The sequence below is a fragment of the Dyadobacter sediminis genome (assembly GCF_005860765.1).
Classification (GTDB): domain Bacteria; phylum Bacteroidota; class Bacteroidia; order Cytophagales; family Spirosomataceae; genus Dyadobacter; species Dyadobacter sediminis.
Window position 1 is genome coordinate 1,213,195 of sequence record NZ_VCEI01000025.1, and the last position, 12,752, is coordinate 1,225,946.

At 48.7% G+C, this 12,752-nt stretch carries 7 protein-coding genes; 6 read left to right on the forward strand and 1 reads right to left on the reverse strand.

Going from position 1 to position 12,752, the window contains the following annotated elements; all coding sequences use genetic code 11:
• Window positions 1–131 precede the first annotated feature (131 nt).
• The 6 genes from nirB to FEM55_RS17105 all read left to right on the forward strand — a co-directional run bounded on the left by nirB (window position 132) and on the right by FEM55_RS17105 (window position 10,657).
• Complete coding sequence (gene nirB, locus FEM55_RS17080; protein WP_374756480.1) at window positions 132–2,642, forward strand: nitrite reductase large subunit NirB; 2,511 nt, start codon at window positions 132–134, stop codon at window positions 2,640–2,642.
• Window positions 2,643–2,870: 228 nt separating this feature from the next.
• Window positions 2,871–3,224, forward strand: a complete 354-nt coding sequence (gene nirD / locus FEM55_RS17085) for a nitrite reductase small subunit NirD (RefSeq protein ID WP_138282543.1) — start codon at window positions 2,871–2,873, stop codon at window positions 3,222–3,224.
• Window positions 3,225–3,235: 11 nt separating this feature from the next.
• Window positions 3,236–4,663, forward strand: coding sequence for a sensor histidine kinase (locus FEM55_RS17090; RefSeq protein WP_138282622.1), 1,428 nt, complete (start codon window positions 3,236–3,238; stop codon window positions 4,661–4,663).
• A gap of 11 nt (window positions 4,664–4,674) precedes the next feature.
• On the forward strand, window positions 4,675–5,337 hold the full coding sequence (locus FEM55_RS17095; RefSeq protein ID WP_138282544.1) for a response regulator transcription factor: 663 nt from the start codon (window positions 4,675–4,677) through the stop codon (window positions 5,335–5,337).
• Between the two features lie 254 nt (window positions 5,338–5,591).
• Window positions 5,592–9,857 (forward strand): hybrid sensor histidine kinase/response regulator, encoded by a 4,266-nt coding sequence (locus FEM55_RS17100; protein ID WP_138282545.1) that lies wholly within the window; start codon window positions 5,592–5,594, stop codon window positions 9,855–9,857.
• A 44-nt stretch (window positions 9,858–9,901) separates the two neighbouring features.
• Window positions 9,902–10,657, forward strand: a complete 756-nt coding sequence (locus FEM55_RS17105) for a DUF8692 domain-containing protein (RefSeq protein WP_138282546.1) — start codon at window positions 9,902–9,904, stop codon at window positions 10,655–10,657.
• A 122-nt stretch (window positions 10,658–10,779) separates the two neighbouring features.
• Here the strand turns inward: FEM55_RS17105 and FEM55_RS17110 are convergent.
• A partial coding sequence (locus FEM55_RS17110) for a malectin domain-containing carbohydrate-binding protein (RefSeq protein ID WP_138282547.1) occupies window positions 10,780–12,752 on the reverse strand: 1,973 nt, incomplete at its 5' end.

Consider the following 12,752-nt stretch of genomic DNA (forward strand, 5'->3'; position numbering starts at 1 on the left):
AAAATTAGGAATTCCTAAAAACACGTTTTAATTTTGACAAAAGCAAATAAAGAAGAATCGGTATTAATATTGGAATGTTTATATATAAAATCAAGGTTTTTATAAAATTATAGTCATTAATAACTATGAATGTGCAATCAACTATCAGAATCGTAGTCATTGGAAATGGTATGGTGGGCTACAAGTTTTGTGAAAAACTCATTGCCCGAAACAAAAATCAGGATCAGTTTTCAATTACTGTATTTGGTGAAGAACCGCGTGCTGCATACGACAGGGTACATTTAAGTGCATTTTTTGCCGGCAAATCTGCGGATGATCTTACGATGGCGCCTACTGAATGGTATGCTGAAAACGGAATCAGGCTCTTTTTGTCTGATCCGGTTGTGGATATTGACCGGGAGGAAAAGATGGTCAGATCGCACCACGGGCACATCGTCAGTTATGACTATTTAATCATGGCAACCGGTTCCGGCGCTTTCGTTCCGTCCATCCCCGGTGTTGAAAAGGACGGCGTATTTGTTTACAGAACCATTGAGGATCTGGAACTGATACAATCCTATGCAAAAAAGGCAAAAAGAGGCGCCGTTCTGGGCGGCGGACTACTGGGCCTGGAAGCGGCAAAAGCATTGCTGGACTTGGGCCTGGAAGAGGCGCATGTCGTGGAATTCGCGCAAAGACTGATGCCGAGGCAAATCGATGAAGCCGGTTCGCGCATGCTGCAAAGCCAGCTGGAAGCATTGGGTTTACAGATTCATCTGAACAAAAGTACGCAGGAAATTACAGGCGGCGAATGTATAAAAGGCATGCAGTTTGCCGACAGTTCCGTTCTGGACGTGGATATGCTCGTGATTTCTGCCGGTATCAGGCCGCGCGACGAACTGGCAAAAATAGCCGGGCTGGAAACGCATCCGAGAGGCGGGATTATCGTGGACAATTCTCTGAAAACGTCCGATCCGAACATTTTTGCAATCGGCGAATGCGCCCTCGCACATCATATGATTTACGGACTCATTGCACCCGGTTACGAAATGGCGGAAGTCGTTGTGACCGGTTTGTGCGGCGGCTCACGCGAATTTCTGCCGTTTGATATGTCCACCAAACTGAAACTGATCGGAACGGACGTAGCCAGTTTCGGCGATGCATTCATTGAAGAGCCCGCATGCAGAACCATTCGTTACGAGAACAAGGCCAAAGGCATTTATAAAAGGATCAACGTTTCTGCGGACGGGAAACAGCTGCTCGGCGGAATTCTGGTGGGCGATGCAGAACAGTATAATATGCTTCTTCAGACGTGTAAAGGCAAAACAATCCTTCCGCCGGACCCGGAAGATCTGATCCTGGGATCGCGGGGCGGGGAAGAAGCGGGTGCCGGCGTCATGAGCTTTCCCGACGATGCATTGATCTGTTCCTGCGAGGCGGTGACCAAAGGCATGATCTGCCATGAAGTAGGCGCAAACGGGCATACGACAATGGATGGCATCAAAAAATGCTGCAAAGCCGGAACAGGCTGCGGAGGTTGCGTGCCGATGGTCAAAGATCTGATTCAGGGTGTATTGAAAGAAAAAGGCGTTTACATCCGGAATGTGGTTTGTGAACATTTCGATCATTCGCGTCAGGAATTGCTGGACCTAGTGAAAATAAACGGACTGCGTACTTACAATGCCGTACTGAACGAATTCGGAAAAGGCGACGGCTGCGAAGTGTGCAAGCCGCTTGTGGCTTCGATTCTTGCCAGCTTGTGGAATGAAAATATTCTGCAGAAAGACCGGGCTCCGATTCAGGATTCCAATGACCGTTATCTGGCCAACATTCAGAAAGGCGGGACTTATTCCGTGGTGCCGCGGATTCCCGGCGGCGAGATCACACCCGAAAAACTGATCGTGATCGGGCAGGTGGCGCAGCGTTACGGACTTTATACCAAAATCACGGGCGGGCAGCGGATCGATATGTTTGGCGCGCATCTGGGCGATTTGCCCTCGATCTGGGAAGAGTTGATTGACGCCGGATTTGAAAGCGGACATGCGTATGGAAAATCATTGAGAACCGTAAAAAGCTGCGTCGGGTCTACGTGGTGCCGGTTTGGCGTGCAGGATTCGGTGAGTTTTGCCATTGAAGTGGAAGACAGATACAAAGGCCTGCGCTCGCCGCATAAACTGAAATCGGCGGTTTCGGGATGCGTGCGGGAATGTGCCGAGGCGCAAAGCAAGGATTTCGGGATTATCGCTACGGAAAAAGGCTGGAATCTGTACGTATGCGGCAACGGCGGATCCAAACCGCAGCATGCGCAGCTGATTGCCACCGATGTGGACAAGGAAACCTGCATCCGTCTGATCGACCGTTTTCTGATGTTTTACATCAAAACCGCCGATCCGCTGACCCGTACCGCAACGTGGCTGAACAAAATGGAAGGCGGCATCAATTATCTGAAAGCGGTGGTTGTGGACGATGTTTTGGGAATAGGAGCGGAGCTGGAACGCGAAATCCAGATGCTTATCGATGTATACCAATGCGAGTGGAAGGAAGTTGTGGAAAGTCCGGAACTGCGCAAACGGTTTTCACATTTTGTAAACGTGCCGATCAAAGATCCGTCTATCCAGTTTGAACCGATGCGGTCGCAGAAAAGGGTAAAAGAGTGGAGTTAAGCTAAAAGCGGTTGGAGATGGCGGTTGGTGGTTAGCGATTGGCTGTTAGCGATTGGCTGTTAGTTGGCGAACCTTGGTTTTTACCTTCCTCCAATCCTCCTTTCTCCTTCCTCCAAATAGCTGCAATTCAGCAGCAAACTACTCAAAACTGATCAATTATTACATAAAAGCAAACCGCTAAAAGCCAACAGCCAGCAGCTAACGGCCAACAGCTTAAAAAATCAAACCATGAATACAATGACCGAAACCGAAAGCAAAGTAATCTGGCATATGGCCTGCCATGTTGAGGATATTCCCGAAGACGGCGGAGGATGTGCGTTTATTGAAGGAAAACAGATTGCCATTTTCAATTTCGCAAGACGCGGCGAATGGTTTGCAACGGATAACGAGTGTCCGCATAGGCAGCAGATGGCCGTGGCAAGAGGCATGATCGGCAGTCAGGAAGATGAGCCGAAAGTAGCCTGTCCGTTTCACAAAAAGACTTTTTCATTGCGCAGCGGGCAATGCCTGAACGACGAATCCTACAAGATCAGTACATTTCCTGTGATGGTAAAAGAAAATCGGGTGTATATTGGATTGTGAAATACAATCCTATGGAACAGGTTGATAAACGCGTAGCCGAAAGTCTAACGCGTTTTTATGTTGTAGCGCTGCTGGTAGTCGCTTTTCTCACACTGGGCGGTTTGTACCTGATCCGGAAAACGATCCTGAGCCTGAATTACGACAGCCGCATTGTGAACGTGGCGGGTCGCCAGCGCATGCTGAGCCAGCGGCTAACAAAACTGGCTGTGCTCAAAATGGAAAACATTGCGCACAGTGATTCCGCAGATTTCGATTCGTTGCTGCATGTTTGGAAAACGAGCCACGAGCAGCTCGCCAGCCGCAAACTGCCGGTTGAAAAAAACGTCACGGTCTGGAAAAGCAGCGTACTGGACGAAATGTTTGTCAACCTTCAACCCGTTTTTGATGAAATTTACTCAGGTTTTAAAATCATCGGAAAAAAAGACGCAGCCAGCGAAGCCAAGCAAAATGCCCTGAAACTTATCCTGAAAAACGAACCTGTTTTTCTTGCCGGAATGGATAGGATCGTTTTCCAGTTTGACAAGGAGAGTTTTGCAAGACTCCAGAATCTGGAAAAAATAGAATGGATTCTGGATATCATGACCATTATTGTGCTGCTTGCGGAAGGGTTGCTGATTTTCAGGCCCGTTGTAAATACGACAAGAAGGGCGATCAGAATGGTCAGAAATTCGGAACTGGCTTTGCTGAAATCGAACAGCGAACTGGAAAAGAGCAATGCGGAACTGATCAAGGCGCAGAAGGAAATTATCCGCATAGAAGAGGAAAAGTACGAACTGCAGCTTGCAGAAGAACGAATCCGGTCGGCTTCGTTGATTGAAGGGCAGGAAGAAGAAAGAAAACGGTTTGCAAGAGAATTGCATGACGGCATCGGGCAGATGCTGACGGGACTGAAACTGCATGCGGAAAAACTCGGCCAGAACCGGTTTGCAGATGAAAAGCAGCAGCAGCGCTTTGAACAGCTTGTGAAACTCATCCAGGAAACGATCCAGACAACGCGCCGGATTTCTTATAACCTGATGCCTTCCGTACTGGAAGATTTCGGACTGAAAGCGGCATTGAACCTTTTGTGCGAGCAAACGCGCGAATCTTCGGGAATAAAGGTAACATTTGATGGAAACGAAGAAAAGGCCGAACTGAGCCAGGCCATGACGATCGGCTTGTACCGGATTGCGCAGGAAGCAGTCAACAATGCCGTTAAGCATGCCAGCCCGGACCATATTCTGGTAACACTGAAACAGGAAAAATACCATGTCACGCTGGAAATTCAGGATGATGGCAAGGGTTTTTTGATTGATGACCTGAAAACCCGTCCGGCCTCATTTCTGGACCACAACGGTATTGAAAACATCAGGACCCGTACCGAACTGATGAACGGAGAACTCAGAATCGAATCCAGGCCGAACGGCGGAACAAGGCTGGAAATAAACATTGACATTTAAAAGGAATCAGGATGCCGATCAGGATATTAGTTGTGGATGATCATTCCGTTGTGCGCCAAGGCGTTATTTCATTGCTGGAAGATGAAGAGGATATTGTTATTGCCGGCGAAGCAGCTGACGGCGACGAAGTGGCGGCCGCGATAGAAACCTGCAATCCGGATCTGATCCTGCTGGATCTGACCATGCCGCGCATGTCCGGCCTGGACGTAATCCGGCTGGTAACAGCCGATTATCCGCGGGTGCGTATACTGGTGTTCAGCATGCACCATAATCCGGATTACATACTGGCTTCCGTTCAGAATGGTGCCGCCGGATATTTGCTGAAAGATACAAGCCGCGATGAGATCCTGAAAGCGGTGCGCAGCATCGCGCAGGGCGAATTGTACTATCCGCCGGCCGCATCCTCCATCATTATCAAAAATTTGCTGAAACAGATTTTTCGCCTGCCACAGCCGGAACCTGAAACCGGCGAAGCGGCGGAGTCTTCTGTCTGGAACATGATTACGCCCCGCGAGCAACAGGTTCTGAAATGTCTTACCGCGGGAATGAGCAGCAAGGAAATCGCGGAACATCTTCAGATCAGTTCCAATACCGTAGCCAACCAAAGGGCGAGCATCATGAAAAAAGCAAATGTGAAAAATACGGCTGAACTGATTTCCATGGCATTGAAATAAGCTGCTCTCCGGCATATTGCCGTTCCTGTCTTTCATCTTATCCGCATTATCACCGTCCCGAGCCTGAAACAGGATGAAAATAGTTTTTGCCATCCTTTCCATTAACAAAGCTTTGTAAGGCTGGATAGATGCACATCTTGTAAAATAAATTTTCTATTTACGTGAATATAAGTGAAGTAATACGATAGTTATTTTAAAATAAACTTGTAAATTACTTCGTGTTAGACTGTAAGGAAAAATAATATTTTCATAAGATGCTCCGAAAGCAGAACTGTTATTCTGTACTCTTTACTGCCCTGTTGCAGATCATTTCTCTTTTTGCCTATCCACAGACCAAACAGATCCATTTCAGGCAGATTTCAACGGAAAACGGACTGTCTGACAACTACACCAAATGCGTTTTTCAGGACAGGAAAGGCTTTATCTGGGTTGGTACCCGCAGCGGGCTCAACAGGTATGACGGCAACGAGTTTAAGATCTTCAGAAACAATGAAAAAGATCCAGCAAGCATCAGTCATGATCTGGTTACCAGTCTGGCAGAAGACAAAAACGGGAACATATGGATTGCGACAGGCGGCGGCGGGCTGAACTTGTTTGATCGGAATAAAAATGTTTTTTACGCCTATAAACAGGCAGCCAGGGATGTAAACAGCATTTCCGATAATTACATCGTCAGTATGGCCGTTGATCAGGACGGGCTGTTATGGCTGGCGACGCCCGGCGGGCTGGATGTATTTGATCCGGTACGCCGCATGGCAATCAAACATTTCAGGCATGATGCTTCTGATAAGAACAGCATCAGCAGCAACAGTATCATGACCGTTTACTGTGACAGGCAAAATAACATCTGGGTTGGAACAACTTACGGTTTGAATCTGCTGGACCGGAAAAACAATCAGTTCGAAAAATTCGTGCACAGCAGCAGCAGACAGGCTTCCATTTCCGGGAATGATATCCGGTGCATTTTTCAGGATAGTCATAACAGGATCTGGATCGGAACCTACGGCGAAGGATTGAACCTTTATCAGCCTGCCGACGGAACTTTCCGGAACTTCACAAACGGTCATTCCGGAGCCGTTTCCATTTCCCGTCTTCATGTAACCAGTCTTAATGAAGTAAAGGGAAACCTTTTCATCGGTACCGAAAACAGCGGTTTTCATGTTCTGGATACAAAGCGCTGGGATTTTACTTCCTTTGTCCATGACGATATTGACAAAAGCAGCATTGCGGGCAATTCCGTAGATTTCATTTACAAGGACCGGCAGAGCAATGTCTGGTTCGGCTTGTACAGTACCGGCCTCAGCGTATACAACAGCCGCAACAATTTCGAACATTACCAGCACAACGCATCTCCCGGAAGCCTTTCCCACAATTTTGTGCATAGCTTCGCAGCGGATATTTACAATAATATCTGGATCGGGACGGATGGGGGCGGATTGAACCTTTTTGACCGGAAAACAGGAAAATTCACCGCATTCAGGTACCAGAAAAACAGACAGGGCATCAGCGGCGATTACATCATGGCTCTGGCAAATGACAGCGAACACAGGCTGTGGATCGGAACCTGGGGCAACGGCGTAAGCATGCTGGATCCGGCTACAAGAAAATTTACTTCGATGAGACACGTTCCCGGGAGAGCAAACAGTCTGAAAAGCGACATCATCTATGCGATCATCCAGACGCCTGACAGGAAAATATGGCTCAGCACTTATGAAGAGGGAATGGACGTGTATGATCCTGCAACCGGCCGTTTCAAACATTATGAGCATATTCCCGGAAACCCGAAGAGCCTCTGCAACAACACGGTCAACTGTTTTCTTGTCGATCGTAACGGCCAGCTGTGGATGGGCACCGAGGATGGCAGCCTGACTGTGTTTGACCGGTCTTCTGACACGTTTGTGACCAAGCGGATTTCGGACAATGAACAGCTGAAAGACAATCCCGTTTTCAGCATGACTGAAGATATGAAAGGAATATTCTGGATTTGCACGCAAAAAGGCCTGGTTCGTTTTGATCCGAAAACAGCTGCTTACAGAAAGTACACGACAGAAGACGGATTGATCAGCAATGTCACGCAGGCTGTTGTGCAGGATAATTCCGGCATGCTGTGGATCAGTACGCTCGGCGGTATTTCAAAGTTCGACCCGCAGCTTCAGACATTCCGGAACTTTTCGGCTGAACACGGTCTGCAGGCGAATGAATTCAAACAAAAATCAGGTTTCAAGGATAATGAAGGCAATATTTACTTCGGCGGAGTAAATGGTTTCAACAAATTCGATCCCCGGCAGTTAACGCTGCTTGAAGATCATTATCCGATTGTTTTAACCGGTTTCAGGATTTTCAATAAAAAGGTAAACGCAGACAGCCGTGAGAAATCGCCTTTGAAACAGGAAATTTCAGAAGCAGATTCAATCCGGCTGACGTATGATCAGTCTTTTATTTCATTTCAGTATGCTGCGCTGGATTACACTTCGTCCGAAAAAAACTACGCCTATTTTCTGGAAGGATTTGACAAGGACTGGAACTTCGTAGGGCATAATAACGACGCGGTGTACACAAACCTGCCGCCGGGCAGTTATGTATTCCGGGTAAAAGCACAGAATATGTCAGGCAACTGGACTGCTGCAAGCAATCATCTTGTCATCATCATTTCACCCCCGTTCTGGTCCACATGGTGGTTCCGTATGGCAGCAATCATGCTGGCAGCTGCTTTGGCTTATGCATTGTACAGGTTCAGGGTCAATTCCATCATCAGACAAAAGGCCGAACTGGAAGAACTTGTCAGGCAGCGGACGAGAGTAGTCCGGCAACAGGCAGAAGAATTACATACGCAGTCGGACCATCTGCAGATGCTGAACAATGAACTTCTGGCACAATCGGAAGAATTACAGGCTCAGACGGAAGAGATTATGGTTCAGCGCGAACAGGAGCAGGCTGCCAGAGAAGAAGCGGAACGCGCCAATCAGGCAAAGAGCATTTTTCTGGCAACCATGAGCCATGAAATAAGAACCCCGATGAACGGCGTCATCGGTATGACGGCCTTACTGTCGGAAACCGAACTGACACAGGAACAGAAAGAATACACAAAAACCATTGCGGCCTGCGGCGAAACGCTTGTGAATGTAATCAACGATATTCTCGATTTTTCCAAGATCGAATCGGGTAAAATCGATCTGGAAGAGCATGAGTTTGAACTGCGGCTGGCGGTGGAGGAAATGATGGATCTTTTCGCGCTTCAGGCTTCCAGAAAAAACATTGATCTCGTTTATCAGATTGATGCCGATCTGCCGGATTTTCTGATTGGTGACAGTTCCAGGTTGAAGCAGATCCTGACAAACCTGATTAACAATGCACTTAAATTTACCGCAAAAGGTGAGGTGTTCGTCCATGTTTTCAAGTCGGCAGAACCTGAAAACGGAGTAATTGGAGTAGGTTTTAAAGTGAAAGATACGGGCATTGGTATCCGGGAAGACAAGATTTCCAACCTGTTCAAAGCCTTCTCGCAGCTTGATTCTTCCATAAACCGCAATTATGGCGGGACCGGGCTCGGGCTGGTTATTTGTGAACGCCTGATCAAACTGATGAACGGGAACATCCGGGTGGAAAGTTCGCCCGGAAACGGCAGTACATTCCATTTTGACATCAGGGCTAAAGTGTCCGGAAAAACGTCCGAAAAGTGCATGGAAGTCCCGGATGAGCAAGTAGTCAAAGGAAAGAGGATCCTGATTGTTGACGATAACCATACCAACTTGCTGATCCTGAAAAACTATCTGGAACAATGGAACTTCATCCCGGTCCTGGCTTCATCCGTGCAGCAGGCACTTGCCATTCTGGCAGATGACGAGCAGATTGAACTGGTCATTACCGACATGGAAATGCCCGGTGAAGACGGGGTGGTACTGGCGCAGGCTGTCAAGGACGGAAAGAACCCGCTGCCTGTTTTTCTGCTGAGTTCCGCCGGAGACGATTCCCGCATCCGGTTTTCTGATTTGTTTGCGGGAATTTTGACAAAGCCCGTAAAAAAAGCCAGCTTGTTCAAAGGCATTTATGCTATTCTGGCAAGCCGGAAAATTACGGCGCCGGTGCCTGTTCTGGATCTGAAAGTCCTGAATGAAGCATTTGCTTCCGAGTATCCGCTGAAAATCCTGGTTGCAGAAGATAATGCCATGAACCAGAAACTGATCAGGAATATTCTGAAACGGATGGGTTACGAAATCGTGATTGCAGAAAACGGCATTGCCGTTCTGGAAGAACTCCTGGTCGGTTCTTACGATGTGATATTGATGGACGTTCAAATGCCCGAAATGGATGGTCTGGAAGCCACCACAGTAATCCGGAAAAAGTACGGGCAGGCACCTTACATCATTGCTTTGACGGCCAACGCCATGCAGGAAGACAGAAACCATTGTATAAGCATCGGCATGGACGATTACATTTCCAAACCCATACGGCTGGAAGTAATCAAAACAGCACTGGCAAAGGCTTTCCGGAACATTCAGCATTATACAGACAGCAATTAAGGTGACTGGATTGAAACAGACCCTTTCATGACCGTATTTACTTTATGATCAATTTGCGCGCCAACATAAACAAACCGGATCAGCAGGCTTTTTTACTTACAGTATCTCCCCGGAAGTTTTTCAGGATACTTGTATTGATTTCGGCGGGGTTTACGATTGTCAGCTATTCATGGCGTATGCTGTGCATTTACGGTTTGGTAAATTCATCCAAACTGGCCCGCATCATGACAAAGTTTGATGTGAATCTGGAAAATAACTTTCCCAGTTTTTATGCTGCGCTTATTCTGCTTTTATCCTCGTTTCTGTTGGCCTGTATTGCATGGGCTTCCAGTCTTCAAAAAGAAAAATATGTCCTGCACTGGAAATGCCTTTCTGCCATTTTCCTTTTTCTTGCAACGGACGAAATGCTTGCATTGCATGACTCCCTTACTGACTACATGCGCCGGGTTTTCCATGCCGGCGGCTTTCTTTATTATGCCTGGGTAATCCCTTATGCTTTTTTCGTGGTTTTTATAGGCTTGATGTACATACGGTTTCTGGCGCATCTCCCTGTCAGAATCCGCCATCTTTTTCTGCTTTCCGGTGCACTGTACGTTGGCGGTGCGCTGGGCCTTGAAATGGTTGTAGGCTTTCTGATAACCTCGCATATCTCAATGGATTCGCTCGTATTTCTGGCCGCGCTGGAAGAGCATACTGAAGAACTGCTCGAAATGCTGGGTATTGCCCTGTTTATTTACACGTTGCTGTTATATATCAGAATGAAGTTCGGGAATCTGGGAGTACAGTTGTCGGATGACTGAAACGGCCCTGCGATACCGTCCGGCACTTTAGATTCGATCTTGATCCGGTTTTGGAATAAAACAAAGAAGCCTTCCAAGCAAATGCTCGGAAGGCTTTCCTGTAATACCGATATCCAAAAAAATTAATTTACTACATATACTCTGATCACCTCCGTTGCTGCTGCCGATTGTATTTTCAGCATATAAATACCTTCTGTAAGTGACAGATTCGAGATATCTATTGTTGCTTTTGAACCCGCAGTGCTTTGTTTCGGTGCATTGATTTTGTACGTTCTGCCGGTCTGGTTAATCAGCTCGAGCGTAACATTGTTGGTATGCTGTTCCGAGAATTCAACCGTAAACGATTTCTGAACCGGATTCGGATAGATCGCGGATTTTTTCAGCTCAGCCTTCGTTTCCGGGTTGAAAATTTCCACCTGACCAGTCCTTGCAGCCGTTGCAGTTTGCGGCAGTACTTCAATGGCCGAGATCTTTGGCAAGTTCGCCGATCCGCTGGTGAAGTTGATGTTCAGAACACCGTCTTTTACCGTTACTGCAAAGGTTTCGAGTATCGGACGTACAGCGCCGCCTGCCTTGGCGTAGATGTCATAGTTGGTCAGCTTGCGGCTGCCTTCAATGTCTACGTTGAACATACGCTTGCCTGTTCCGCCTGCTACTTTTCCGGGAGCTCCAAACCACGTTTCTGCAAAGTGCAGGACTACGTTCATCGTTCCGTTTGTAACCGGGATGCTGTAATTGAAAGCAGCCGAAGAACGTTCCGAACGATACAGTTCATCGTTGGTCGTATTCAGGATATCCACCGTGCTGGCAAGTGTCGAAGTACCGTTAGTGCCTGCAAAATACTTGTCAGCAATAAACTGGCGTCCGTCTGCTGTTGTAAAGGCAGTGGTTGCACCTGCGTTGATGCGGATAGCCGCAGCAGTCGTTGTTGTATTACCCACGGTGACGGTGATGGTTTCCTCATCAGACAAGGCGGGCGATCCGTTATCGGTCACTTTGACGGTGAAGCTGAAGCTGCCTGCCGCGGCCGGTGTCCAGCTGAAAGCGCCCGTTGAGGCGTTGATCACAGCACCTGCTGGCGCGTTGACCAGCGAGAACGTCCTGCTTTGTCCCGGATCTGCATCCGTTGCCGAGGCCGTAAAGCTCAGCGCTTGTCCTGTGGTAGCCGTTTTGCTTCCGATCACTGCCAGCTCGGGCGCCGCATTGGCCGTTGCGGTTTGCGGCAGCACTTCGATGGCCGAGATCTTGGGCATGTTCGCCGAGCCTGAGGTCAGGTTGATGTTCAAAATGCCGTCAGTGACTGTCACCGTAAAGCGTTCGAGCACCGGGCGCACCGCGCCGCCTGCCTTGGCGTAGATGTCATAGTTGGTCAGCTTGCGGCCGCCTTCGATGTCCACGTTGAAAAGGCGCTTGCCGGTTCCGCCGGCCACCTTGCCCGGCGCACCGAAGTAGGTCTCCGCAAAGTGCAGCACCACACTGACGGTTCCGCTGCTGACCGGGATGCCGTAACTGATGGTGGCCGCAGAGCGCTCGGAGCGGTAAAGCACATCGTCGGTCGTGTTCAGGATATCCACCGTGCTGGCCAAAGTGCCGGTCCCGCCACTCACATTGCCGTAGTACTGGTCGGCGCTGAACACACGTCCGTCTGCTGTGGTGTAAGCTGCCGTGGAGCCCGTATTGATGCGGACGGCCGCCGTGCTTACCGGAGCACTGCCTACGGTCACCGTGATGGTTTCCTCATCAGACAAGGCGGGTGATCCGTTATCGGTCACTTTCACTGTAAAGGTAAAGCTGCCTGCTATGGCCGGGGTCCAGCTGAAAGCGCCCGTTGAGGCGTTGATCACAGCACCTGCTGGCGCATTGACCAGCGAGAACGTCCTGCTTTGTCCCGGATCCGCATCCGTTGCCGAGGCCGTAAAGCTCAGCGCTTGTCCTGTGGTAGCCGTTTTGCTGCCGATCACTGCCAGTTCAGGGGCCGCGTTCAGCTGCGGCAGCACTTCGATGGCCGAGATCTTGGGCATGTTCGCCGAGCCTGAGGTCAGGTTGATGTTCAAAATGCCGTCAGTGACTGTCACCGTAAAGCGTTCGAGCACCG

Excerpts from the sequence above, each read along its gene's own strand:
- FEM55_RS17105 (WP_138282546.1), top strand. The coding sequence starts at position 9,902 with ATGATCAATTTGCGCGCCAACATAAACAAACCGGATCAGCAGGCTTTT.
- FEM55_RS17095 (WP_138282544.1), top strand. The coding sequence starts at position 4,675 with ATGCCGATCAGGATATTAGTTGTGGATGATCATTCCGTTGTGCGCCAA.
- FEM55_RS17100 (WP_138282545.1), top strand. The coding sequence starts at position 5,592 with ATGCTCCGAAAGCAGAACTGTTATTCTGTACTCTTTACTGCCCTGTTG.
- FEM55_RS17090 (WP_138282622.1), top strand. The coding sequence starts at position 3,236 with ATGGAACAGGTTGATAAACGCGTAGCCGAAAGTCTAACGCGTTTTTAT.
- nirD (WP_138282543.1), top strand. The coding sequence starts at position 2,871 with ATGAATACAATGACCGAAACCGAAAGCAAAGTAATCTGGCATATGGCC.